This is a genomic window from Tsukamurella pseudospumae, from assembly GCF_001575195.1.
Taxonomy (GTDB): Bacteria; Actinomycetota; Actinomycetes; order Mycobacteriales; family Mycobacteriaceae; genus Tsukamurella; species Tsukamurella pseudospumae.
The window spans coordinates 515,342-539,714 of record NZ_LSRF01000001.1; the positions used below are offsets into that span (position 1 = coordinate 515,342).

The 24,373-nt window shown below is 71.8% G+C and carries 24 protein-coding genes; 11 read left to right on the top strand and 13 right to left on the bottom strand.

Annotation, left to right across the window (positions count from 1 at the left end; genetic code table 11):
- Both AXK60_RS02415 and AXK60_RS02420 read right to left on the bottom strand, forming a co-directional pair.
- Entirely contained in the window at window positions 1-2,010 is a 2,010-nt protein-coding gene (locus AXK60_RS02415) for a protein kinase domain-containing protein (RefSeq protein WP_068569366.1), read from the bottom strand.
- 1 nt (window position 2,011) lies between these two features.
- Window positions 2,012-3,139 (bottom strand): peptidylprolyl isomerase, encoded by a 1,128-nt coding sequence (locus AXK60_RS02420; RefSeq protein ID WP_068569367.1) that lies wholly within the window; start codon window positions 3,137-3,139, stop codon window positions 2,012-2,014.
- A 108-nt stretch (window positions 3,140-3,247) separates the two neighbouring features.
- On the opposite strand from AXK60_RS02420, the gene AXK60_RS02425 reads away from it, so the two are divergent.
- Genes AXK60_RS02425 through AXK60_RS02455 form a run of 7 tightly spaced genes read left to right on the top strand, consistent with a single transcriptional unit; the run spans window position 3,248 to window position 9,209 of the window.
- Window positions 3,248-3,985 (top strand): MBL fold metallo-hydrolase, encoded by a 738-nt coding sequence (locus AXK60_RS02425; RefSeq protein ID WP_068569368.1) that lies wholly within the window; start codon window positions 3,248-3,250, stop codon window positions 3,983-3,985.
- Entirely contained in the window at window positions 3,982-5,289 is a 1,308-nt protein-coding gene (gene hisS, locus AXK60_RS02430; RefSeq protein WP_068569369.1) for a histidine--tRNA ligase, read from the top strand. The genes AXK60_RS02425 and hisS overlap by 4 nt, the downstream gene beginning before the upstream one ends.
- Window positions 5,290-5,294: 5 nt before the next feature.
- Entirely contained in the window at window positions 5,295-5,987 is a 693-nt protein-coding gene (locus tag AXK60_RS02435; RefSeq protein ID WP_068569370.1) for a hypothetical protein, read from the top strand.
- Between the two features lie 54 nt (window positions 5,988-6,041).
- Window positions 6,042-7,094, top strand: coding sequence for an Rv2578c family radical SAM protein (locus AXK60_RS02440; RefSeq protein ID WP_068569371.1), 1,053 nt, complete (start codon window positions 6,042-6,044; stop codon window positions 7,092-7,094).
- Between the two features lie 33 nt (window positions 7,095-7,127).
- Window positions 7,128-7,523, top strand: coding sequence for an ArsR/SmtB family transcription factor (locus AXK60_RS02445; RefSeq protein ID WP_231855393.1), 396 nt, complete (start codon window positions 7,128-7,130; stop codon window positions 7,521-7,523).
- On the top strand, window positions 7,520-8,008 hold the full coding sequence (locus AXK60_RS02450) for an SRPBCC family protein (RefSeq protein WP_068569373.1): 489 nt from the start codon (window positions 7,520-7,522) through the stop codon (window positions 8,006-8,008). The genes AXK60_RS02445 and AXK60_RS02450 overlap by 4 nt, the downstream gene beginning before the upstream one ends.
- A 46-nt stretch (window positions 8,009-8,054) precedes the next feature.
- Window positions 8,055-9,209: a GTP-binding protein gene (locus AXK60_RS02455; RefSeq protein ID WP_068569374.1), complete on the top strand. Its 1,155-nt coding sequence runs from the start codon at window positions 8,055-8,057 to the stop codon at window positions 9,207-9,209.
- On the opposite strand, the gene AXK60_RS02460 is transcribed toward AXK60_RS02455, so the two are convergent.
- Window positions 9,203-10,756 carry a glycerol-3-phosphate dehydrogenase/oxidase gene (locus tag AXK60_RS02460; protein ID WP_068569375.1) on the bottom strand — a complete coding sequence of 518 codons (1,554 nt, stop codon included), beginning with the start codon at window positions 10,754-10,756 and terminating at the stop codon, window positions 9,203-9,205. The two genes, AXK60_RS02455 and AXK60_RS02460, sit on opposite strands and share 7 nt — an antisense overlap.
- A complete protein-coding gene (locus tag AXK60_RS02465; protein ID WP_068569376.1) occupies window positions 10,753-11,361 on the bottom strand; it encodes a TetR/AcrR family transcriptional regulator in 609 nt (202 codons plus the stop codon). The genes AXK60_RS02460 and AXK60_RS02465 overlap by 4 nt, the downstream gene beginning before the upstream one ends.
- 15 nt (window positions 11,362-11,376) lie before the next feature.
- Here AXK60_RS02465 and AXK60_RS02470 point away from each other — a divergent pair, with 15 nt between their 5' ends.
- The 3 genes from AXK60_RS02470 to AXK60_RS26115 all read left to right on the top strand — a co-directional run bounded on the left by AXK60_RS02470 (window position 11,377) and on the right by AXK60_RS26115 (window position 14,224).
- The gene (locus tag AXK60_RS02470) at window positions 11,377-12,966 is read left to right on the top strand and encodes an FAD-binding oxidoreductase (RefSeq protein ID WP_068569377.1); all 1,590 of its coding nucleotides are present in this window, start codon (window positions 11,377-11,379) and stop codon (window positions 12,964-12,966) included.
- The gene (locus AXK60_RS02475; RefSeq protein WP_068569378.1) at window positions 12,963-13,844 is read left to right on the top strand and encodes a diacylglycerol/lipid kinase family protein; all 882 of its coding nucleotides are present in this window, start codon (window positions 12,963-12,965) and stop codon (window positions 13,842-13,844) included. Before AXK60_RS02470 ends, AXK60_RS02475 begins: the two co-directional genes overlap by 4 nt.
- Window positions 13,845-14,044: 200 nt before the next feature.
- A complete protein-coding gene (locus tag AXK60_RS26115) occupies window positions 14,045-14,224 on the top strand; it encodes a hypothetical protein (RefSeq protein ID WP_139057708.1) in 180 nt (59 codons plus the stop codon).
- On the opposite strand, the gene AXK60_RS02480 is transcribed toward AXK60_RS26115, so the two are convergent.
- The 9 genes from AXK60_RS02480 to ypfJ all read right to left on the bottom strand — a co-directional run bounded on the left by AXK60_RS02480 (window position 14,221) and on the right by ypfJ (window position 22,473).
- Window positions 14,221-15,132: an MFS transporter gene (locus tag AXK60_RS02480; RefSeq protein ID WP_175399912.1), complete on the bottom strand. Its 912-nt coding sequence runs from the start codon at window positions 15,130-15,132 to the stop codon at window positions 14,221-14,223. The genes AXK60_RS26115 and AXK60_RS02480 overlap by 4 nt on opposite strands.
- On the bottom strand, window positions 15,093-15,575 hold the full coding sequence (locus AXK60_RS02485; RefSeq protein WP_068569380.1) for an MFS transporter: 483 nt from the start codon (window positions 15,573-15,575) through the stop codon (window positions 15,093-15,095). Before AXK60_RS02485 ends, AXK60_RS02480 begins: the two co-directional genes overlap by 40 nt.
- 1 nt (window position 15,576) lies before the next feature.
- Window positions 15,577-16,824: an NtaA/DmoA family FMN-dependent monooxygenase gene (locus AXK60_RS02490; protein WP_068569381.1), complete on the bottom strand. Its 1,248-nt coding sequence runs from the start codon at window positions 16,822-16,824 to the stop codon at window positions 15,577-15,579.
- Window positions 16,821-17,666: a class I SAM-dependent methyltransferase gene (locus tag AXK60_RS02495; protein ID WP_068569382.1), complete on the bottom strand. Its 846-nt coding sequence runs from the start codon at window positions 17,664-17,666 to the stop codon at window positions 16,821-16,823. Before AXK60_RS02495 ends, AXK60_RS02490 begins: the two co-directional genes overlap by 4 nt.
- Complete coding sequence (locus AXK60_RS02500; RefSeq protein ID WP_068569383.1) at window positions 17,663-18,757, bottom strand: MFS transporter; 1,095 nt, start codon at window positions 18,755-18,757, stop codon at window positions 17,663-17,665. Before AXK60_RS02500 ends, AXK60_RS02495 begins: the two co-directional genes overlap by 4 nt.
- The gene (locus tag AXK60_RS26750) at window positions 18,754-19,323 is read right to left on the bottom strand and encodes a hypothetical protein (protein WP_068569384.1); all 570 of its coding nucleotides are present in this window, start codon (window positions 19,321-19,323) and stop codon (window positions 18,754-18,756) included. Before AXK60_RS26750 ends, AXK60_RS02500 begins: the two co-directional genes overlap by 4 nt.
- 101 nt (window positions 19,324-19,424) lie before the next feature.
- The gene (locus AXK60_RS02510) at window positions 19,425-21,059 is read right to left on the bottom strand and encodes a DUF885 domain-containing protein (protein WP_068569385.1); all 1,635 of its coding nucleotides are present in this window, start codon (window positions 21,057-21,059) and stop codon (window positions 19,425-19,427) included.
- Window positions 21,060-21,095: 36 nt separating this feature from the next.
- Complete coding sequence (locus AXK60_RS02515) at window positions 21,096-21,563, bottom strand: hypothetical protein (RefSeq protein WP_068569386.1); 468 nt, start codon at window positions 21,561-21,563, stop codon at window positions 21,096-21,098.
- Window positions 21,564-21,567: 4 nt separating this feature from the next.
- Complete coding sequence (ypfJ, locus tag AXK60_RS02520) at window positions 21,568-22,473, bottom strand: KPN_02809 family neutral zinc metallopeptidase (protein ID WP_068569387.1); 906 nt, start codon at window positions 22,471-22,473, stop codon at window positions 21,568-21,570.
- Between the two features lie 94 nt (window positions 22,474-22,567).
- Here ypfJ and aspS point away from each other — a divergent pair, with 94 nt between their 5' ends.
- On the top strand, window positions 22,568-24,370 hold the full coding sequence (aspS, locus tag AXK60_RS02525; RefSeq protein WP_068569388.1) for an aspartate--tRNA ligase: 1,803 nt from the start codon (window positions 22,568-22,570) through the stop codon (window positions 24,368-24,370).
- Window positions 24,371-24,373 lie beyond the last annotated feature (3 nt).

The window sequence follows — 24,373 nt, forward strand, 5'->3', positions numbered from 1 at the left end:
TCAGGATTCCAGCGTCATCGTGGAGATATCCACCGGGACAGTGGGTTTGCCGTCGGTGACGGTGCCGGCCGAGGAGGCGGGCACGGTGCCGTTCGCGGTGATGCCCTTCTTCGCGATGTCCACCAGCGTCGTGATCCCGCTGCTGTTCGTCCGCCCGATCACGCTGTAGGTGGCCGGCAGCGCGGTGTCCCGGTACACCAGGAAGAACTGCGATGATCCGGTGTCGTGGTCGGAGCCGCCGTTCGCGTTCGCGACGGCGATCGTGCCCGCGGGGTAGACCACGGTCGGCTCGGAGCCGGCCTGGCTCGTCGACGGTGTGGTGGAGGACGTCAGGAACGTGGGAGCCTCGTCGGGGGAGGTCCATCCGGCGCCGCCCATCCCGGAGCCGGACGGGTCGCCGCACTGCAGCACGTACAGGCCGCCCCGGCCGCCGGTCGACGGTGCGTTCGTCTCGCGATGGCACGTGGTGCCGTCGAAGTACTTCGCGGCGATCAGAGTCTCGAAGGTCCGGACGTTGCAGGGCGCCTTCGCGCGGTCGAGCTCGATCGACAGGGTGCCCGCGCTGGTGGCGATCGAACCGAACAGCGAACCGGTGCTCGGCACCGCGGTTCCGCCGGGCTTGCCGATGGCCTTGTTCTTGACGGTGAGGGCCTCGAGCGCGGGAAGCGATTTCTCCATGGTCGCGTTCCGTTGCTCGGCCGAGTCGATCTGTGCCTGCACGGCGCTTCGCTCGTCGCCGGACAGACCGCTCAGCGTGGCCTTGACCTTGTCGATCTGCGACCGGGAGCTCGCGATGGCGGTCCGGGTCGCAGCGGCCTGGTCGGGGCGGTCGGCGAAGTCGCAGGTCACCGTCGCGCCGGCGGCGTTCGACGGCCCGGCGGCGGCCGAAGAACCGTCGCCCCGGGCGAGGACCACCGCTCCCGCCACGGCGGCGATGACGACGATCGCCGCGACCGCGCCGCCGATGAGCACGCCCCGGCGCGACCTTCTCGCGCCCGCCGGACCGGCCGCACCGGGACCGGTCGCACTGGGACCGGCCGCCGCCGGTGCCGGAGCCGGAGCGGGAACGTGCGTGGGCGCGTACTGGAACGCGGGCGCGGTGGGTGGCGCGGGAGGGGGCATCGTCGGCGGAACGGGCGCGCGCCGGGGAGCCGAGGCGAGTGCGGCGCGCAGGTCGGCGACGAACTCGGCGTTGTCGGGATAGCGGTCGCCCGGTTCCTTGGCGAGCGCCCGGGCGAAGACGGCGTCCGCGGCCCGCCCGAGGTGCGGGGCGCGCTCGGACAGCAGCGGCACCGGTGCGGTCAGGTGCGCGGCGGCCACGGCCCGCGCCGACTCGCGCGGATAGGGCCCGACGCCGGAGAGCAGCTCGAAAGCCGTGCAGGCCAACGAGTACTGATCGGATCGGTGGTCGACGGAGCCGCCCTCGATCGCCTCCGGGGCGAGGTAGGACATGGTGCCGATGGTCAGCCCGGTGGACGTGACGCGGACCGCGTCCTCGAGGGCCTTGGCGATGCCGAAGTCGGTGAGCTTCACCGACGCGGGCGCGCCGTCCTCGAAGCCGATCAGGATGTTCGCCGGCTTGACGTCCCGGTGCGTGACTCCGCGTGTCCGGCGGCCGTAGTCGAGGGCCGATCCGACCCCGTCGACCACGCGGAGCGCGAGGTCGGCGGGCATCGGCCCGTACTCGCGGAGCAGTTGCGCGGCGTCGGCCCCGCCGATGTACTCCATCGTCAGCCAGAGCCTGCCGTCGTCCTCGCCCCGGTCGTAGAGATGGACGATGTTCGGGTGGCTCAGCCCGGAGAGGACGTCGGCCTCCCGGAGGAAGCGGGCCTTGGCGTCCGCATCGCCGACCACCCCGCTCCCGAGCAGCTTCAGCGCATCCTGCCGCGGGAGGCGCGGGTGCTGGACGAGGTACACCTCGCCCATGCCACCCGCGCCCAGCCGGCGCAGGACGGTGTAACCGCCGATGGTGGCCAGCGGGTCGGCGGACCCGGACGGCCGCTCCGTCATGTCAGGAGGCGAGCGCCATGCTGGTGATGGTCACCGGCTCCTTGGGCTTGCCGTCGGTCACCGGCGCGGCGGGGGTGGCGGCCGGCTCACCGTCGTTGGGTGCGATGCCCTTGGCGGCGATCTGCTTGAGCAGTGTCAGGCCGGCGTCGTCGATCTTGCCGATGACGGCGTAGTTGGGCGGCAGCGTCGAGTCCTTGTAGACGAGGAAGAACTGGCTGGCGCCGGTGTTCGACACGCCGGCCGAACCGGACTGGGGATCCGCCTGCTGGTTGGCGTTCGCGACGGCGATCGTCCCCGCCGGGTAGATCGACGTGCCCGAGCCGCCCGTCATGGGGTTCGCGGGCGACGCGGCCTTGAGGAACGCAGGGTTCTCGTCGGGCGAGGTCCAGCCCGGACCACCGACACCGGAGCCCGAGGGGTCACCGCACTGCAGCACGTACAGCCCACTGGCGGCCGTCGGGGCGCCGCCGGTCTCGCGGATGCACGGGGTGTTGTCGAAGTACTTGGCCGCGATGAGCGTGGCGAAGGTCTCCACGTTGCACGGCGCCTTCGAGCGGTCCAGCTCGAATCCGATCGGACCGGAGTTCGTGGTCAAGGTACCGGTCAGGGTGCCGGAGTTCGGCACATCCTTCCCGCTCGGCTTGCTGACGGTCTTGTTGCGCTCGGTCAGCTTGTCGATCGCGGGGAGCGCCTTCTCGGTCCGAGCGATCTGGCGCTCGAGCTTGTCGGTCTGCTCCGAGAACGCCTTGATCTGCGCCTCGCCGGCGGTCTTCTGATCGCCGGTCATGGTGGCGAGCTGCTTCTGCGCGTCGGTCACCTGCGTGCGCCGCGCCGCGATCTGCTGCTTCTGCGCAGGCAGGTTCTTGTGCGTGTCGGCGACGGGATCGCGGTCCTGGAAGTCACAGGTGACGTGCTCCGACTTGAACTTGTTCTCGGCCGCCACGCGCAGGGGCGCGCGCGGACCCTGCGGCAGCCAGATGTAGCAACCGGCGGCGACGAGCGCGACCACGACCACACCGGCGATCGCACCGGCCTTGATCTTGCGCTTGCGCGCGTCTGCTTCACGCCGCTCGTTCTGCTTCGCGAGCTTCTCGCGCGCTGCCTGACGGCGTTCCTCATTGCTCGGCACGGTGTGACGACCTCCTCATTACCGACATCCGGCGGGCACAACTGATCGCCAAGTCTGCCAGTTAAACCTGATGGACGCCGCCACCGGGTCTGGTGCCACAATGGTCGGATGCTGATCACCGGATTCCCCGCGGGGGTGTTCCAGACCAACTGCTACGTCGTCGCAGCGGGTCCGGGCTCCGACGCCGTCGTCATCGACCCCGGTCAGGACGCCGTCGAGCCTCTCAAGCAGCTCCTGGCCGAGCACCGGCTGAACCCCGTCGCGGTGCTGCTCACCCACGGTCACCTCGACCACACCTGGACGGCGCAGCCCTTCGCCGACGAGTACGGGATCCCCGTCCACATCCACGACGCCGACCGGCCGATGCTCGCCGATCCGGCCGTCGGGATCGGCGCCGCCCTCGGCGCGATGATCGGGGACCAGGTGTTCGTCGAGCCGCAGAAGGTCGTCGAGCTCGTCGACGGCGAGCCGGTGGAGCTGGCCGGGATCACCTTCGGCGTCGACCACGCGCCGGGCCATTCCCCGGGCTCGATCGTCTTCACCGTCGCGGCCCCCGCGGTCGACGGTGACGGTGCCCCCGTCGAGGGGGAGACGGTCACCGTCGCCTTCGACGGCGACGTGCTCTTCCAGAGTTCCATCGGGCGCACGGATCTGCCGGGCGGCAGCCACGAGCGCCTCCTGCGCTCGATCGCCGAGAAGCTGCTGCCCCTGCGGGACGACACCGTCGTCCTGCCCGGGCACGGCCCGGCCACCACCATCGGACGGGAGCGGGCGATGAACCCGTTCCTGCAGGGGCTCACGGGCACGCAGACGCCCGCGGAGCGGAAAGGACGATACGGACTGTGAGCGCCGGTAGCTTCCAGGCTCCCAAGGGAATTCCCGACTACATCCCGGTGCCGTCGGGGGAGAAGAACAGCTCCGCCGACTTCCTGGCGGTGCGCAGTGCTCTGCTGACCGCGACGGCCGAGGCCGGCTACGGCTACATCGAGCTGCCGATCTTCGAGGACACGACCCTGTTCGCGCGGGGCGTGGGCGAGTCGACCGACGTGGTGGCGAAGGAGATGTACACCTTCGCCGACCGTGGCGACCGGTCGGTCACGCTGCGCCCCGAGGGCACGGCGGGCGTCGTGCGCGCCGTCCTGCAGCACGGCCTCGACCGCGGCCAACTGCCGGTCAAGGCCGCGTACGCGGGACCGTTCTTCCGGTACGAGCGTCCTCAGGAGGGCCGCTACCGGCAGTTGCAGCAGGTGGGCATCGAGGCCATCGGCGTCGACGACCCGGCGCTCGACGCCGAGGTGATCGCCGTCGCCGACCGCGCCTATCGCAGCGTCGGGCTCGACGGCTTCCGACTGGAGATCTCGTCGCTGGGCGACGCCACGTGCCGGCCGCAGTACCGGGAGAAGCTGCAGGAGTTCCTGTTCGCGCTCGACCTGGACGACGAGACGCGGCGCCGCGCCGAGATCAACCCGCTGCGCGTGCTCGACGACAAACGTCCCGAGGTCAAGGCCATGACGGCCGATGCGCCGCTCATGGTCGACTCGCTGTCCGACGATGCCCGCGAGCACTTCGAGAAGGTGCTCGGCTACCTCGATGCGCTCGGTGTGCCGTACGTCGTGAACCCCCGGCTCGTGCGCGGACTCGACTACTACACCAAGACCTGCTTCGAGTTCGTCCACGACGGCCTGGGTGCGCAGTCCGGCATCGGCGGCGGGGGCCGGTACGACGGCCTCGTCGAGCAGTTGGGCGGCCGGGAGGGCGTGACGGGCGTGGGCTTCGGGCTCGGCGTCGACCGCACGCTCCTGGCGCTGGCCGCGGAGGGCAAGCGCGCACCGTCGGCGCCGCGGGTCACGGCCTTCGGCGTGCCGCTCGGCGACGCGGCACGGGAAGCGATGGTGCCGCTGCTGGGACGCCTGCGGGCCGCCGGCGTGCGGTCCGACATGGCCTACGGCAACCGCGCCATGAAGGGCGCGATGAAGGCCGCGGACCGGTCAGGTGCCCGTTTCGCCCTGATCCTGGGTGATTCCGAGCTCGACCAGGGCGTCGTGATGCTCAAGGATCTGGCGAAGGGCGAGCAGCGGGCCGTGCCGATCGATACCGTCGTGGACGTGATCGTGACCGAGAGCGCCGAGGCGCCGGAAAGCGCGGAGTAGCCCTCGTGTCGTCCAGTCCTGCCGAGCCCGGCGCCCGCGACCCGCGGGAGCTGAGCGCGGAGGACGCCGTCGACGTGGACCTCATCCCGCCGCGGCTGATGCTGCCGAAGGTACGTCGCGCCCTGGCGATCGGCCTCATCGCGACGGTGATCGTCGGCGTGATCGTGACGGTGCTGGTGGGCGCCCCGTGGGGCATCGCCGTGCTGGTCGCCGGTGCCGCGCCCGGTGTCGGTGGTTACCTGGGCGTCGCTCGGCGCCGGGTCGTGCTCGATCACCGCGTGCTGACCCGCCGGACACTGCGGACACAGCGGATGAATCTCATGGACGCCGACGAGGTCGACCTGGTCGCGGAGGTGGCCCGGTTCGCGCAGGTCTCGCTCCGGCTGCGCCAGGGGAGGACGACGGTGCGCCTCCCCATCGCCCTGTACGAGGGCTCGGGGCGGGGTCGCGTGCGCGGCCGCGAGCTGCCGATGCTGGGCACTCGCCGGCTCGCGGAGGCGCTGGAACGCAATCGCCGGCCGGAGGTCGGCGACATCGCGCGGGTGCTCGCGGAGCAGGCGCGGGCCCAGTCGACGTCGATGCCGATGCGGGACCGGCCGCTGTTCCGCGCCGCGGGGATCGCGCGGGAGCTCGGCGGCGGCGAGGAGCTGGTGTTCTCCACCGACGAGGTCGAGGAGATCGCCCGCCCGCTCTGGTAGCGACGCGCTGTTCGAATACTTGACTCGACTCGAACGACGTGTTCGACTGTCGGTGTGCGATGGAATGGTCAGTTGTTGGGCGACGGCTCCGCCGAAGCGGGGTCGGGGGTGCGGGCGCTGCCGGGCCTGGAGGGCTACGGACGCACGGTCACCACGCCGGAGTTCGAGGGGATCACCTTTCACGAGGTGCTGTGCAAGAGCGCGCTCAACAAGCTCCCGGAGTCCTCGGCGATGCCCTTCACCTGGACGATCAACCCGTACCGCGGGTGCACCCATGCGTGCACGTACTGCTTCGCGCGCTCGAGCCACGAGTACCTCGAGTTCGACGCCGGCGGCGATTTCGACAGCCAGATCGTCGTCAAGACCAATCTGGTGTCGGTGCTCAAGAAGGAGCTCCGCCGGGCCTCGTGGCGCGGCGATCCGGTGGCGCTCGGGACGAACACCGATCCGTACCAGCGGGCGGAGGGGAGGTACCGGCTCATGCCGGGCGTCATCGGGGCGCTCGCGGGCGCGGGATCGCCGATCTCGATCCTCACGAAGGGCACGTTGCTCCGGCGCGATCTGCCGCTGTTGGTCACCGCCGCGACCACCGTGCCGGTGCAGTTGTCGGTGTCGCTGGCGCTGCTGGATCCGCTTCTGCAACAGTCTCTCGAGCCCGGTGCGCCGAAGCCCGCGGCGCGGCTCGACCTGATCCGCGCGGTCGCCGACGCCGGCTTCGACTGCCATGTGATGGTCGCGCCGGTCGTGCCCTACCTCACCGACGACACGGCCTCGCTGCGCGCGCTGTTCGAGGCCCTCGCCGACGCGGGCGCGACCACGGCCTCGGTCATGGCGTTGAACCTGACGGGCCGCTACCGGGACTGGTTCCTCGGCTGGCTGTCCGAGAACCATCCGATGCTGGTGCGGCGCTACCGGCAGCTGTACGGGGCGACCGGACGGGTGTCGGCGGAGTACCGCGCGCACCTGCGTGAGCGGGTGGCGCCGATGCTCGAGGAGTACGGGCTGCTGCGCCTGGAGGATCCCTATGGGAGCCCGCCGCAGCGCGCGGCACGTACTCCTCGGGTCCACGGCTCCGCTGCTCCGGACCTGCAGGAGTCGCTCTTCTAGACGAGTGCGTAACTGATGTGTTACGTTTTTGGGGTGAGCGTCTTCGCAGCCATCGCCGACCCGGTGCGGCGCCGGATCGTGGTGCTGCTGAGTAGGGCTCCGATGACCGCGGGGCAGGTCGCCTCCGAGTTCGACATCAGCCGACCGGCCGTCAGTCGGCATCTGCGCGTGCTCCGCGATGCGGGTGTCGTCGAGGGCGGACCGTCGGGCGGGGACGGGCGCGAGCGGACGTACGCGCTGCGGCTCGAGGCGCTCGACGAGATCGACGGCTGGCTGGCGCGGGTCCGCGGCTCTGCCGGGCTCGCGGGCCTGCTGGCCTCGCCCGCGTTGGACACGGAGGTGCGTCGCACGCGGCGCGACAACGCCCGCGCGGCGGACGCTGCGGGTGTCACGGAGATCGATGGAACACGAGAACGGGGAACGGCATGACCAAGCAGGCGACCGGGCGCGTGGTGATCACCGACGGTGGGCGCGACCTGATCCTCGAGCGGTACTTCGATGCGGGCGTCGACGACGTCTGGGCCTCGATCACGGAGTCGGAGCGGACGGCACGGTGGTTCGGCCCCTGGACGGGTGAGCCCGGAGTCGGCTCCGTCGTGCGGGTGACGATGGGCTTCGAGGAGGGGGCTCCCGTCATGCCGATGACCATCACGGCGTGCGAGCCGCCGCGGCGGCTCGGTGTGCATTCCCAGGACGAGTACGGCGAGTGGAACCTCGAGGCGCTCGTCGAGCGGGACGGTGACCGCACCCGGTTGACCTTCGTCCACCATCTCGACGCCGCGGCGAACGCCGCGGAGGTGGGGCCCGGCTGGGAGTACTACCTCGACGCCCTCGTTGCCGCTGAGAACGGCCGTGCAGCACCGGATTTCGACGACTACTTCCCGGAGATGTCGGCCCACTACGGCGGTGCCTGACGCCCGACGCCGGGCGCCACTAATGGCAATGGTTACTATTAGTGGCATGACCATCTCAGCCCCGTTGCCCGTCACGGTCCTCTCCGGCTTCCTCGGCGCCGGCAAGACCACGCTGCTCAACCATCTCCTCGGCAATCGCGAAGGCCTGCGCATCGCGGTGATCGTCAACGACATGAGCGAGGTCAACGTCGACGCTGCGCTGGTCGACCTCGGCGGGTTCGACCGCACCGAGGAGAAGCTCGTCGAGCTCAGCAACGGCTGCATCTGCTGCACCCTGCGCGAGGATCTCGTCGACGCCGTCGGCGCCATCGCGCGCCAGCGGACGCCCGAGGGCGACCCGCGCTTCGACCACCTGGTGATCGAGTCCACCGGCATCTCCGAGCCGATGCCCGTGGCCGCGACCTTCGACTGGACCTTCGACGACGGCAGCCGTCTCGGCGACCTCGCCGCCCTCGACACCATGGTCACCGTCGTCGACGCCAGCACGTTCCTCGGCGAGATCGCCCGGGGCACGAGCCTCGCACAGCGCGGCCTCGGCGCCGCCGCGGGCGACGAGCGGTCCATCGCCGACCTACTCATCGACCAGGTCGAATTCGCCGACGTCGTGCTCATCAGCAAGCTCGACCTGGTGTCCGCAGCCGCCGGCGGTGCGGTCGAAGCCGCCGTGCGCAGGCTCAACCCGCGTGCCCGCGTGAGTCCACTGCCGCGGGGCCGGATCGCGGTCTCCGAGGTGATCGGGACGGGCCTGTTCGACCACGACGCCGCGGCGTCGGTCGCGGGTTGGGACGACGAGGTGATCGGCGGCCACACTCCGGAGACCGAGGAGTACGGGATCTCGTCGACGACCTACCGCGCCGACCGCCCCTTCCACCCGCAGCGGCTCCTCGAATCCCTGGCCGAGGTTCGGGCGGTGCTGCGCAGCAAGGGTTTCTGCTGGATCGCGAGCCGGCCCGGCCTCGTCGGGGTCTGGTCGCAGGCGGGCCCGAACCTCACCATCGAGCCCGCCGCCTACTGGTCGCAGGTCGACGGTGCGCCACAGCAGGAGTTGGTGTTCATCGGCGTCCGCCTCGACGCCGCGACGATGCACGGGCTGCTCGACCGCGCGCTGCTCACCGACGACGAGGTCGCCGAGGGCCCGGCGGCATGGGTGGACTACCCGGACCGGCTACCGGCGTGGAACGTGCCGGCGCACCGTCATTGACGATCGAGGGCCGACCTCGCGGCGTCCCCGGCCGCCTCGGCGACGGTGGGGATCAGCGACAGGCGCGTGCGGCGCTCGAGCAGATCGGCGGCCGTGACCGCCCCCTCGGCGAGCGCGCCGAAGACGAGTTCCGCGCCCGTGACCTCCGTGCCGTCCGCCACCGGAAGGGTCAGCGCGGGGTCGGCCTCGCCGAGGGCCACGACGGTAGTCGCCTCGGTGCCGTAGGCGCGGACGAGCCGCTCGGGCGCGTCGATGCGCCGCAGGTTCTCCCGCGGGGCCGCGCCGACGAGCGGTAGCGTCCGGGTCGCGCACGGACCGGCGGGCAGGCCGGATGCGGCGAGCGCGGCGTCGACGGCGTCCTCCGCCATCCGCCGGTAGGTGGTGAGCTTGCCGCCGACCACGGTCACGAGGCCGTCGTCGCGGGTGAGTACCGCGTGCTTGCGCGAGACGTCCGCCGTCTGCCCTGCGCCCGAGTCGAGGAGTGGCCGCAGGCCGGCGAACGTCCCGACGATGTCGGCCCGGGTGAGCGGGGTACCGAGGGCGAGGCTGACGGTCGCGAGCAGGAAGTCGATCTCGTCGTCCGACGGCGTCGGGACGTCGGGCAGCGGACCGTCGGCCTCCTCGTCCGTGAGGCCCACGTACACGCGCCCATCGGGCTGCGGCAGGGCGAAGACGTACCGGCCGAACGAGCCCGGGACGGGCACCGTCAGGCCCGCGGTGAGTCCGCCGAAACTCTCCTGCCGGAACACCAGGTGGGTGCCGCGGCTGGGGCGCAGGACGACCGCGCTGTCGACCGTGCCGGACCACACGCCGGTCGCGTTGACGACGGCCTTGGCGCGCAGGGTGAACGAGTGCCCGGACAGCTCGTCGGTGAGGACGGCTGCGGTGCCCGTGACCTGCGACGCGGCGCAGTGCGTGAGGATCGTCGCGCCGTGTGCGGCGGCGGTGCGGGCGATGCCCACGGTCAGTCGCGCGTCGTCGGTGAGCCGGCCGTCCCAGTTCAGCAGGCCGCCGCGCAGTCCCGTTCGCTTCACGGTGGGCGCCATCGCGATCACCTCGGCGGGGGAGACGCGCCGGGACCGGGCGAGCTCGGATCCCGGGGTGCGGGCCGCGATCCGCAGTGCGTCGCCGGCGAGGAAGCCGACGCGGGTCAGCGCGGCGTCCTTGCGGGAGACGTCGTCGAGGAGGGGCACCACCTGCGGCAGGGGGCGGGTCAGGTGCGGCGCGATCACGCGGATCAGCGCGTCGCGCTCGACGGCGCTCTCGTAGGCGATGCCGACGGCGCCGGACGCGAGATAGCGCAGGCCGCCGTGTACGAGCTTGCTGGACCAGCGGCTGGTGCCGAACGCGAGGTCGTGCTTCTCGACGAGGGCGACGCGCAGGCCGCGGCTCGCGGCGTCGAGGGCGACCCCGGTCCCGGTGACGCCGCCGCCGATCACCAGCAGGTCGACGGACGGATCGGCGGCGAGGGCGGCGAGATCGGCGGACCGTCGGGCTGCCGAGAGGCGGGAAGCGGGCGCGACGTGCGCGAGGGATTCGACGGTCACGGGCGCAGGTACCTCTCGATGAGATCGAAGAGCTGCGCGTCGAGCAGATCGGCGGACTCGGTGAACACCGGTCCGGTGAGCGCCGAGGACCACGCCAGCTGCAGGACGACCGCGGCGTGCTCGGCCGGGTCGCCGGAGCGGATGCTCCCATCGGCCTGGCCCGCGGCGATCCCGCTGGTCAACGCCTCGATCTGGGCTCGGGACGTGCGGCCGGTGCGGTGCAGCAGGTACGGCATGAGGAATTCGGGATCGAGCTCGACGATCCGGCGCAGCAGCGGATGCGACCGGGCGGCGGAGGTCACGTGGGCCACGGTGCGGGCGATGGTCTCGCGACCCGTGGCACCGTCGAACAGCCCGACGGTGGTCAGCGCCGCGACGAACTCGCGCGTCGTGACGGCGGCGGCGAGGGCCTGCACGTTGGGGTAGCGGCGGTACAGCGTGGCGCGGGAGACCTGCGCGGCGCGCGCGACATCGGCCATGGTGGTGCGGCGGATCCCGATGGTGGACATGAGGTCGCGCGCCGCGTCGAGGATCGTCTCGTCGTCAACGGCGTTGGCGGGGCCCCGTGCGGTTGCACCCCGAGAATTGAGATCCTGCGACACCATGTGTACAAATGTATCATGACATCGTCTGAGGTGGATCTGCCCGTCGTCGCCTTCGAGCCCGGCCGCTGGGGCGACCCCGGCGCCCCGATGCACCTGTCCGAGTCGGTGCTCGGCGCGCTCACGATGCTCGGCATCGAGGGCGGCCCCGGGCCCGGCGCGGAGCTCTTCCTCATGCCGTCCCGGGTCTCCGGCCGGGCGCTGTCGGCCCTGCAGAAGACGGGCGCCGCGGTCGCTGTCGACGACGGTACGCGTCTGGCCCACCTTCGCGGCTACTCCACGCCGGACCTGCTCAAGTACCGCGCCGGCGACACCTCCGATGCGCCGGACGCCGTCGTCGTCCCGTCGACCGCCGAGCAGGTCGCCGAGGTGCTGGCCGTGTGCGCGGCGAAGGACCTCACACTGAGCCCGTTCGCCGGCGGCACGTCGGTGACCGGCGGCCTCGCGCCCGAGCGCGCCCGCCCCGTCGTCGCCCTGGACCTGCGCGCACTGACCGGCCTGATCGCGCTCGACACGGTCTCGCAGGTCGCGACGCTGGCCGCCGGGACCCGGCTGCCCGAGGCCGAGCGGCTGCTCGCCGAACAGGGCTTCGAACTGGGCCACTTCCCGCAGTCCTACGAGGGCGCGACCGTCGGCGGCTGCGCCGTCACCCGCTCCGCCGGGCAGTCCTCCATCGGCTACGGCCGGTTCGACGAGATGGTCGTGGGGCTCACCGTCGCGACTCCGCAGGGCGTCGCCGAGATCGGGACCGCGCCGAAGTCGGCCGCGGGACCGGACCTGCGGCAACTCTTCCTCGGCTCGGAGGGCGCGTTCGGTGTGGTCACGGCCGTGCGCGTCCGCGTGCACCCCGTCCCGACGGTGCGCCGCTTCTACGGCTGGCACTTCGCGGACTTCGCGGCCGGGGCCCGTGCCATGCGGGTGCTCGCGCAGGGGTCGGTCCGCCCGACGGTGCTGCGCCTCTCCGACGAGGTGGAGACCGCGCTCAACCTGGCCGACCCCAGCGCCGCGGGCAAGGCCGCCGCGGGTGGCGTCATGATGATCGTCGGCTTCGAGGGCGACGAGCCCGATGTCGACTGCCGCGACGGCTACGTCTCCGCCCGCCTCGCCGAGCTGGGCGGTCAGTTCCTCGGCGAGGAGCCGGGGGAGGCCTGGCGCGTCGGCCGGTTCCGCGGTCCGTACCTGCGCGATCCGCTCCTCGACGCGGGCGCGCTGGTCGAGACGCTCGAGACGGTCACCTTCTGGTCGAACATCGAGCGGCTCAAGGCCGATGTGACGGCGGCGTTGACCGCTGCGCTGGGCGACCAGGGCACTCCCGCCGTGGTGATGTGCCACATCTCGCACGTCTACTCGACCGGTGCGTCGCTGTACTTCACGGTGATCTCGAAGGCGCTGGAGGACCCACTCGCGCAGTGGGGCGCCGCCAAGGCCGCGGCGAACGCCGCGATCCGCGCGGCCGGCGCGTCGATCACGCACCACCACGCCGTCGGCACCGACCACCGCTCCACCTATGTGGAGGAGATCGGTGAGGTCCAGGTGACCGCGCTCCGCGCCGTCAAGGCCGCACTCGACCCGCAGGGCGTGCTCAACCCCGGGATCCTGCTCCCGTGACCGGCGCCGATGTCATCGCGGTCCTCAACCCGATCTCCGGCGGTGGGGCCGCCCGGGTCCGCTGGGCAGCGGTGGCGGAGGAGCTGGCCCGCCGGGACGTCACGACGCGCGTCGAGGAGTCCGCGTCCGGTGCCGACGCCCGCCGGCTCGCCGAGGAGGCCGCCGCGGCGGGCGCGTTGACCGTCGCCGTCGGCGGGGACGGCCAGATCCGCGAGGTCGCGGCCGGCGTGCTCCGCGTCCCCGGGGCGCCCATGGGCGTAGTCACCGCCGGACGCGGCAACGACATGGCTCGGCACCTGCGGCTCCCCGACGATCCGGCCGCCATCGCGGACGTGCTCTGCGACGGCTTCCGGCGCGATCTGGACGTGCTCACCATCGGCGACGAGATCGCCGTCGGCAATGTCTACGTGGGCCTCGACTCGGTGGCGACCGAGCTGATCAACCGACTGCGCTGGATGGGCCCGCTCGCGTACCGGCTCGCCCCCGCCATCGCCGCCCTGCGCTGGAAGCCCGCGGACTTCCGGATCGAGGTCGACGGTGCCGTCTTCTCCGGTCCGGTGCACATGGTGGTCGTCGCGAACTCGGGCTGGTACGGCAGTGGCTTGCACATGGTTCCCGCGGCCGCGGCGGACAGCGGGCGCGTCGACGTGCTCGCGGTCGACGGTGCTGCGAACCTGATGCGGCTCCTCGGCGCGATGGGCGAGGCGAAGACCGGCGCCCATGTCGCGCGGGCCGAGGTGCTCACCTTCAGCGGTCAGGAGATCACCGTGTCCGCCGACCGCCCGATCCCCGTCCACGCCGACGGCGACTACCTGCAGGAACTGCCCGTCACCGTTCGGATCCGCAAGGCCGTGCTGCCGGTGCTCGTGTCACGCTGACTGTTCGCTCCGAGGCGAGGGGATGTGGGGCCTGTCGCGAGGTGATGCGCGCCGTGCATCACCTCTGTGTCGCGGGCGGCGTGCAATGGGGGACAACATCATTCGAAGCGTTCTGCGACTCGGATCGCGGTTTCCGTCGCAGAACGCTTCGAATGATGTGCATCGCAGGGGCAGGGCCCAACGGGAATACACTCTTCTGCATGGGGGAGTTCCATCAGTTCTACGTCTCGCTCGGTCCACAGGACGACGGTGCTCCCGAGCGCGTGCGCGCGGCGCTCGCTGAGGTGTTCCGCTGGAGTGATCCGGCGAATGCGGCATCCACCTCATCGACTACGGCTGGATCGAAGGCGCCGATCCCGACCCGCATCAGCGGCTGTTAGCTCGCATCGGGCCCCGGCCGAGGTACCGCTGCGGCAAGCTCTGGGCGATCAGGTCCGCCCGCCACCGATCCCGGACCGTCGGAGTGCGGCCTACCGGGAGTGGCGTCGTCGTCCGGCGGCCGCACGAGGAGCAGCGCCACGACCGACACCGCAGCCAGCGCGGTCACGTACACGGCGAACGCGGTATCGCTGATGTGCAGGTGCATCCAGGCACGGATGTACGGCGCGGTCCCACCGAGCACGGCCGCCACCAGGGAGTACGTGACGCCGATCGCGGTGGTCCGCGACGCCGCCGGCACCAGTCGCGCGATGTACACGGGCTCGACCGACAGGATCGCCCCGATCGGCACCATCATCGCCGTCATGCACAGGTACAGGTTCAGGGGACCGCCACTGATCGCGGCGCTCACCGGCAGGCTGCCGAGGGTGACGACGATCGTCCCGGCGAGCATGACGGTGCGGTGTCCCACCCGGTCCGCGATCTCGCCCCAGACGGGGATCAGTGCGGCCGCGGTGGCGTACGCGGCGACCGCGGCCCACAGCGCCGCGGACTTGGACATCCCGCCGAAGGTGATCGCGAACGCCGAGGCCGAGTTCCCCCACGCGTAGATCGCCACCGTCGAACCGGCCACGACGGCGGCGACCGCGATCAACGCACGGCGATCACGACGCAGCGAGCCGACGTGGTACCGCACCGGCAGAGCTCGGCGGTCGTCGTCGGGCACCGGCTCGCGGAGGTACGCACGGAGCCCGAGTGCCGCGAGCCCCAGCGCCCCGCCGACGGCGAACGGGATGCGCCATCCCCACTGCCGCAGGTCGTCGGCGCCGAGCACCGAGGCCATCGTCGCACCCAGGGCCATCCCGGCGATCACTCCGATGTTGCCGGAAACGTAGACAGGCTCGACCACCGGCCGAGGTGCTGGCGGGGTGCGTTCTCGGCGATGTACACCTGCAGGCTGGGCAGTTCGCCGCCCTGCCCGAATCCCTGCAGCAACCGCAGGAGCAGCAGGATCACGCCTGCGGCGGCACCGATCTGTGCGTGGCCGGGCAGGAACGCCACGCCCAGGCAGCCGGTGGCGACGCACGCGATCGTCAGCGACAGCGACGTGGTGCGGCCGTACCGGTCCGCGATGACGCCGAACACGAGTCCGCCCAGGGGCCGGGCGATGTAGGCCGCGGCGAACACCGCCAGCCCCGCCAGCAGCGACTCCGCCACGGGCATGCCGAAGACGTACACGCCGAAAAAGGGGAGCATCGCGCTGTACACACCCCAGTCGAACCACTCGAGCGCGTTGCCGGCGCCGAGCGCGGCGACCTTCCGCCAGCCCTGCAGCGGGCGTCGTCCGGACATGTCAGGGCACCTCCAGGTGGTCGCGCAGGGTGCTCCCCGCGTAATGGTCGCGGTACCGTCCGGCGGCCCGGAGCAGGGGGATCACCTGCCGGTAGACCTCGTCGACGGACCCGCCCGCGCCGAGGACGAAACCGTCGGCGGCACCGTCGTCGACCCAGCCGAGCAGGGTGTCTGCGATGGACCGTGCGCTCCCCGCGAGGGAGAGGAATCCGGATCCGTTGCGGTACACGCCGAGGAGCTCGCGGAGCGTGGTCCCGGGCTCGGCCGCAAGGTCCCACAGGCCCTCGACGGTGCCGGTGATCGGCGCGGACTGCGTGTCGACGCGGCCGCGGGCGGCGAGGATCCGGTCGGGGAGCGGCGCGTCGAGGTCGAGCCCGCCGAGCGGGACCCCGAGCAGCGCGCCGACGGCGTCGCGCAGGCCGGGGCTCTCGACGGTGTCCAGTTCGTCGTCGACGAACAGGCGCACGCCCGGCAGGTACTTCACGGCACCGGGATCGCGGCCCTGCGCGGCGGCGAGCTCGCGCAACCGCGTGCGCGTCCGGATCGCGCCGGACCGGCTCGGGTTGATCCCGAAGACCGCGTCGGCGTACCGCGCCGCGAATGTCAGGCCCGCAGCGGAGGACCCCGCCTGGAACAGCACGGGCCTGCCCTGCCGGTCCGACGGGACGTCGAGCCAACCGTCGAGGGTGACGTGCGCACCGGAGAAGTGCACGTCGGCGATGGCATCGGTGTCGACGAAGCCGCCGCGCGGCCGCCGGTACGCGGGATCCCAGGACGCCCACAGGGCCAACACCGCGTCGGTGACCTCGGCGGCGCGGGCGTACCGCTCGTCCTTGGCCGCGAGGTCCTGCCCGTAGTTGCCCGCGCCCTGGATCGAGGTCACGATGTTCCATCCCGCGCGCCCGCCGCTGAGGTTGTCCAGCGACGCGATCTGCCGGGCGAGCGTGTACGGCTCCGAGAAGGTCGTCGACGCCGTCGCGATCAGCCCGATCGACGACGTGCGGGCCGCGATCGCGGACAGTGCCGTGAGCGGCTCGAACGGGATGAGCGGGCGCGCCGCGAACTGCGCGCGCGGTTTGCCCAGGAAGTCGGCGTAGAAGAGCGCGTCCACGCCTGCGTCCTCCGCGCGCGCCGCGAAGTCGAGGAAGTCGTCCGGGCTCGCGACGCGGGGGCCGCCCCGTCGGGCCCGTTCGGCGAGCTCGGGCAACTGGGCGCCGACGGCCTCGACGACCAGGTGGATCCGGCTCATGCCCGGATCCCCTGGTCGGCGTCGGGCGCGGTGCACAGCCAGGTGCGGATCGGCATCGAGGTGACGGCGCCCGTCGCGTCCAGCCTGCGCTGGGCGGCCGCGGCGACCGCTGCGCGCTGCGTGGCGTGGTCCGGGAACAGGCCCTGGTAGTAGTCGCCGAAGGTGCTGTCGACGTAGTCGGCGAAGGCGGTGCCGTCCGCGGGTGCGGTCCGGGCGGTGTGCTCGACCGACTCGACCTCGCCGAATGCGCCGCGCAGAGTCCGCTCGAGCGCGACCGCCGGGAGCGTGCGGCGCGAAACCGGGACGACCCCGGCACCGTCGAACTGCGCGGCGGTGGCGCCGGCGGCCTCGGCGATCACCGCGTCCGTGCCACCGAGACCGGAGGCCTCGAGGACCGGATGGTAAGTGGTGAGCACCGCCGCGCCGCCGGTGGTGAGCGCCGTGGCGATGCGGCGCACGACGGCGCTCTCGCCCGGATGCAGCCAGTGCAGCACCGCGGTCATCGTGATGACGTCCGCCGAACCGTTCGGCACGAGCGCGGAGAGCGGCTCGCGGAGGTCGTGGACCGCGAAGCGCACCCGGACATCGCCCGCGTGCCGCGCCCGCAGCTCCGCGATGCGGGGCACCGCGGCGTCGAGCCCGGTGATCGCCGCCGACGGTGCCGCGCCGGCGAGCGCGTCGATCAGCGCGCCCGTGCCGCAGCCCAGGTCGACGACCGACCGCGCTCGCGCGAGCCGCTCGCCGAGCGCGGCGACGACCCGCAGCGCGTCCGGCGTCTGCCGCAGCCTGCTGTGATCGGCGTAGCCCGCCATCCGGTCGTCGTGCAGGACGCCGGCGGTCATCCGCGCGCCCCGGTCACGATCGCCCCGAGCAGCAGAACGCCGATCGCGGTGCCCGCGTGCATCGCGCTGGTGTTCCAGGCGCTGGCCGATGCTCGCCGGTCGCCCGCCGCGAGCGCGAGCGCGGTCTGCTGTTCCGTGACGAATCCGCCGCTGCCGACGAACCAGACCAGGAGCGCGATGAGCGCCGGTGCCGCGCCGTGCGACAGCGCGAACGCGCCGAGCCCGACGCCGATCACCGCGATCCACACGGTCAGGCGCGCGGCGAGTGGCAGCCCGGAGCGCGTGAGTCGGCCGCCGAGCAACGCGCCGGTCACGCTGCCGAGCCCCACCAGCACGCCCACCAGGCCCAAGGCGCCCGCGCTCCAGCCGAGCCGCTCGTGCAGGATCTGGCCGGCGTAGGCGTACGCGCCCAGGCTGAACGCCTGGACCACGAAGGTCAGCGCGAGGATCGGGCCGACGCGTCGGTCGAGCGCGACGCGCAGGCCCTCCTGGAGTGACGGTGCCGTCCCGCCCGGCCGGGCACGGGGAACGGCGCGGGCGAGCACGGCGATCGCCGCCGCCGTGCCGGCGGCCAGGGCGACGAAGCTGAACTGCCAACCCAGAGCCGCGGCCAGCCCGGCGCCGACCGGGATGCCGATGACCTGGCCCGAGGAGAAGAAGGCCATGCCGCGGCTCATGTACCGCCCGATCGATTCCGGATCGGGCGCGCTGTCGGCGAGGTAGGCCCAGATGCTGGGTCCGGCGAGCGCAGCGCCGAGCCCGCCGACCGCGCGGGCGGCGATCAGCACGGCGACATCCGGCGCCAGCGCGCAGCCGAGGTTCGCGACGAGGAACAGTGCGGCGCCCACGAGCAGCGGTGTGCGCCTGCCGATCCGGTCGGACACCGAGCCGAGGAGGGGAGAGGCGACCGCGTAGACCAGCACGTAGGCGGTGGTCGCGTTCGCAGCGACCGCGACGGAGGTGTGCAGTGCCGCTGTGATGGTGGGCAGCAGCGGCGAGATGAGGAAGGTCTCGGCGCCGATCAGGAACAGCAGCAGGTACGCCCCGGCGACCCGCGGGCGTGCGGGGGCGAGCACGGTCGGGGTACTCACGCGAAGGTCCAATCGCAGCCGCGCTCGCGCAGGCGGACGGTGGCCGCCAGCTTCTGGTGGCGCGCGTTCGCCGACACCGAGCGCGTGCAGAACTCGCACGGACTCGTCAGCGTTATCGGAGTGCCGGCGGCGCGGCGCTGCTCCCGATAGGTCCAGATTCCGCAGCGGTCGACGGTCACCCGGCCGTCGTCGCTGTGTACCGCCGAGTCGTAGAGATCGAGCTGTGCGTGCAGCCGGGCGGGGAACTCGGTGCGAGGATCGTCCATCGCGGTGAGCTGCCGGTGGATTCGCGCGCTGTGCTCGGTCCAGTCCTCGATCGTGTCGTAGGAGATCCGCTCGATGACGAACTTCTCCATCAGGGCCTGGGAGGTGAAGAACAGGCGCCGCGCGGCCTCGGGGTCGGGGTTGCCGCAGAGGCCGTCGATGTCCTTGTCGAGCTGCGCCGCGATCGCGAGCCAGGTCGCGAGCAGCTTGACGTCACCCCTGGCGGCGAGCATCGACGACAGCCCGAGCTGTCCCTCCAAGACGCGGATCAGCCACAGCCGCGCTGCGGATCTCGTTTCCATGTTCTGGAGGCTAAGTAATTCGTATCGCAAACCTCACCGTTGCGCGAACCACGATCGTGGGTCTTGACCGCGGGCCGTCCGGACGCTATACGCGGCGCGATTCAGACGATTGCGGCGCGGAGGGTGTCCAGGCCCATACCGCCGAGGGCGAGGGCGTCGCGGTGGAAGTCCTTGAGCGTGGCCCCGGGGTGCGCGGCGAGGTACGCGTCGCGGGTCTGCTCCCACACCCGCTGGCCCACGGAGTACGACGGTGCCTGCCCGGGCCACCCCAGGTAGCGGTGGTACTCGAAGCGGAGTTGCTCGTCCGCCATCGCGACGTGCGAGCGCAGGAACGCCCAGCCCTTCTCGTAGCTCCACTCGCCCCCGCCGACCTCCGCCGGGGCCTCGAAGCCGCAGTGCACGCCGATGTCCAGGACCACCCGCGCCGCCCGCAGACGCTGCGAATCGAGCATGCCCATGAGGTCGCCGTCGTCGTCCAGGAAACCCAGGTCGCGCATGAGTCGCTCCGCGTACAGGGCCCACCCCTCGCCGTGTCCGGAGGTGAACGAGTACAGCTTGCGCCACCGGTTGAGTGGCGCGATCACGGCCTGCCCGATCTGCAGATGGTGGCCCGGCACGCCCTCGTGATAGACGGTCGTCTTCTCCTGCCAGGTGTGGAACTCGGTGACGCCCTTGGGAACCGACCACCACATCGCGCCCGGTCGGGTCAGGTCCGCAGACGGGCCGGTGTAGTAGATGCCGCCGCTGCTGCTCGGCGCGATCCGGCAGTCGAGGTGGTGCAGCTCGGCGGGGATGTCGAAGTCGGTGCCCGCGAGCGCCGCCACGGACGCGTCCGAGGTGCGCTGCATCCATGCCTGTAGTGCGTCGGTGCCGTGCAGCGCGTACCGCGGTTCGGTGTCGAGCCGCGCGAGGGTCTCGGCGACCGTCGCGCCGGGGTACAGCCTGCCGGCGACCTCCCGCTGCTCCGTGACGATCGCCGCCAGCCGCTCCTGCCCCCATGTATAGGTCTCCTCGAGGTCGACCTCCGTGCCGAGGAACAGGCGCGAGTACAGCGGGTAGGCCGCCCGCCCCACCCCGAGGCCACCGGGCCGGTCCACGGGGATCGAGGACGGCGCGATCTCGGTCTCGAGGACCTCCGCGAACCGCGCGAAGGCCGCTCGGATCGCGTCCGTCAGTCCCGACGGTGCCGGGTCGGCGAGGCGGTCCGCGTTCGCCGCGACCTGGTCGCCGGCCTCCCGGGCCTGCGCGAGTACCTCGCGGACCTGGAGCTCGGGGAAGGGCCAGGACCCGTCGGCGAGGCGTGCACGCAGGCCGGAGATCGCCGACTCGACCGCCGACGGGACGGCCGCGAGCCGGGCCGCGAGCCGCGGGTCACCGTCGGGCATGAGGTCGAAGACGTCCCGGATCGCCTGCAGGGGAGAGGCGATCACGTTGAGATCGCCGATGTCGTGGCCCGCGTCGGCGATCTCGACCGCCACGCCGAGCCGCTCGCGGAGCGCGGCCGCGGTCACCCGGTCCGCGTCGTTCTCGGGCGCGAGCCCGGCCAGCTCCGTGAGGGTCTCGCGGGCCACCGCGGCACGCGCGGCGACGCCGGCGGGGGAGAAGTCGGTGAGACGGTCGTCGAAATCGGTGATCCCGACCGCGGTGGCCTCGATCGGGTCCGCCTCCGCGAGTCGCCGGGCCAGACGGTCCGCCAGTGCGTCGATCGGGGTGCCCGCAGGAGTGTTCTCAGCCATGGACCCACCCTATGTTCGCGCCGGGCCCCGCGTGGGTCAGGTCCTGCTGTCCGGCCGTTTCCACGTGGCCGTGTTGAGCCCGCCGATCGCGATGACGGCGAAGGCCGTCAACGCCCAGAAACCCCACGGCTCCCAGTGTTGGTGATGGGAGAGCTCGTAGGTCTCCTTGAGCGCGATGAGAGCCGCGCCGCTCGCGACGAGCAGCCACGCCCGCGCGACGGCGAAGAAGTGTGCGAGCTTGCTCATCTGTTCCGCGGTCAGCACCTCGCGCAGAGTCGCGACGTACGCCGCCTGACGGCGCCGCGTCAGGTACACCGCCACTGGCGGGAACAACCACCACCACCGTGACAGCCGGGACGGCGGGGCCGTCGCCTCGACGGTGGCTCGGATACCGCTGAGCTCCGACGCTTCAGCGTCGAGCTCGAGCCTCGACTGCACCAGCGGCCCCGCGACGAGCAGCCACCCGCCGAAGAACGCGGCCCAGCGGATCAGCGTCTCGAGCACGCGATCAGACGGTGCCCGCGAAGGTGTTGCACTGGTTCGGGTCGCCGGTCTGGTAGCCCTGCGAGAACCACTTCACACGCTGCGCGGAGGTGCCGTGCGAGAACGACTCCGGGTTCGGGTTGCGGCCGGCGTTGCGCTGGATCGTGTCGTCGCCGATGGCCTGCGCGGTGGTGATCGCGGTCGTGATCTGGTCCCGGGTCAAGGGCTTGAGCATCGCGTTCGCTCCCTTGTCCGCATGTGCGGCCCACACCCCGGCGAAGCAGTCCGCCTGCAGCTCGACGCGGACCGAGCCGCTCTGCGCGCCCGTACCCTCCCGCGACTTGTTGATCGTGCCGATCAGCTTCTGGACGTGATGCCCGAACTCGTGGGCGACGATGTACTCCTGCGAGAAGGCCTCGGCGGAGCCGCCCATGCGCTTGATCACGCGGTCCATGAAGTCGATCTGGAACACCGAGACCTCGTCGCTGGGGCAGTAGAACGGCCCGGTATCGGCGCTGGCCACGCCGCACGCGGTGTTGATCGAGGTCGCGCCCGCGGGCATGATCAGCGTCTTGCCCTTCGGTGCCCGGTAGCCCTGCAGCACCGTCGGCCAGACCTTGTTCAGCGAGATCGTGGTCGCCTTGATCCGGCACGCCGTGTCGCTGTTCGCCAGTTCGATCGTGCAGGAGTCGAGGTGTTTCTGCATCTCCGCGTCCGCCTGCGAGACGCCCGCGTTACCTCCCTGACCGCCCTGCTGCGCATTGTTCGACGATCCGCCGCCCGTGAGGTCGACACCGAAGATCAGGCCGAGCACGACGACGACCACGGCGCCGAGGCCGCCGCCACCGATCATCATGCCGCGGCCCATGCCGCCGCCGCCGCCCGCACCGACGTTTCCGCCCTCAAGCGGTCCATTGCCCTGGAAGGTCATGCGCAACAGCATTCCATGAGACGGGTGTCCGCGGGTGCAACAGTTCCCCGTAGCATGTCCAGGGTCGAGTTTTCCGTCGAAAGGACACCCCGAAGTGCTGCGCACCCACCTGGCCGGATCGTTGCGGGCGGAGGATGCCGGCACCGTCGTCACCCTCGCGGGTTGGGTCGCCCGCCGGCGTGACCACGGCGGTGTCATCTTCATCGACCTGCGCGACAGCTCCGGCGTCGCCCAGGTGGTGTTCCGCGAGTCGGACGTCGCCGAGCAGGCCCACCGCCTGCGCTCCGAGTACTGCGTGCTGGTGACCGGCACCGTCGAGAAGCGGCCCGAGGGCAGCGAGAACCCGAACCTCCCGTCGGGCGCGATCGAGGTCAACGTCAGTGAGCTCGTCGTGCTCAACGAGTCCGCGCCGCTGCCCTTCCAGCTCGACGAAGAGCCGGGCGAGGAGGCGCGCCTGAAGTACCGCTACCTGGACCTGCGCCGCGAGGGCCCCGCCGCCGCGATCAAGCTGCGCAGTCAGGCGAACGCCGTGGCGCGCAACATCCTCGCGCTCAACGATTTCACCGAGATCGAGACGCCCACGCTCACTCGCTCCACCCCGGAGGGCGCGCGCGACTTCCTGGTTCCGGCCCGCCTGCGTCCCGGCACCTTCTACGCCCTGCCGCAGAGCCCCCAGCTGTTCAAGCAGCTGCTCATGGTGGCCGGCATGGAGCGGTACTACCAGATCGCCCGCTGCTACCGCGATGAGGACTTCCGCGCCGACCGCCAGCCCGAGTTCACTCAGCTCGACATCGAGATGAGCTTCGTGGACCAGGAGGACGTGATCGCGCTCGGCGAGCAGATCGTCAAGGCTCTCTGGTCGCTCATCGGCCACGAGATCCCCACCCCGATCCCGCGTCTGACCTACGCGGAGGCGATGCGTCGCTTCGGCTCGGACAAGCCGGACCTGCGCTTCGGCCTCGAGCTGGTCGAGTGCACCGAGTACTTCAAGGACACGCCCTTCCGCGTCTTCCAGTCGCAATACGTGGGCGCGGTCGTGATGCCGGGCGGGGCGAGCCAGCCCCGACGCCAGCTCGACGCCTGGCAGGAGTGGGCCAAGCAGCGCGGCGCCCGCGGCCTCGCCTACGTGCTGATCGGTGAGGACGGCGAGCTGACGGGCCCCGTCGCCAAGAACCTCTCCGACGACGAGCGGGCGGGCCTGGCCGCGCACGTGCACGCGCAGCCGGGCGACTGCGTGTTCTTCGCCGCCGGTGCCACGAAGCAGATGCGCGCCCTGCTGGGCGCGGCGCGCGGCGAGATCGCCGACAAGCTCGGCCTGATCAAGGACGGCGACTGGGCCTTCACCTGGGTCGTCGACGCGCCGCTGTTCGAGCCCGCCGACGATGCCACCGCCTCCGGCGATGTCGCCGTGGGCGACGGCGCCTGGACGGCCGTCCACCACGCCTTCACCAGCCCCAAGCCGGAGTCGGTGGACACGTTCGACACCGACCCGGGCAGCGCCCTAGCGTACGCCTACGACATCGTCTGCAACGGCAACGAGATCGGCGGCGGTTCGATCCGTATCCATCGCAAGGACGTGCAGGAACGCGTCTTCGCGATCATGGGCATCGACGAGGAGCAGGCGCGCGAGAAGTTCGGCTTCCTCCTCGACGCCTTCTCCTACGGCGCCCCGCCGCACGGCGGCATCGCCTTCGGCTGGGACCGCGTGGTCTCGCTGCTCGCCGGCGCGCCGTCGATCCGCGAGGTCATCGCGTTCCCGAAGTCGGGCGGTGGCGTCGATCCGCTGACCGAGGCGCCCGCCCCGATCACGGTGCAGCAGCGCCGCGAGTCGGGCATGGACGCCAAGCCCAAGAAGCCGGAGCCGGCCGCCGCGGACCAGGTCGCCGAGCAGAAGTAGCCC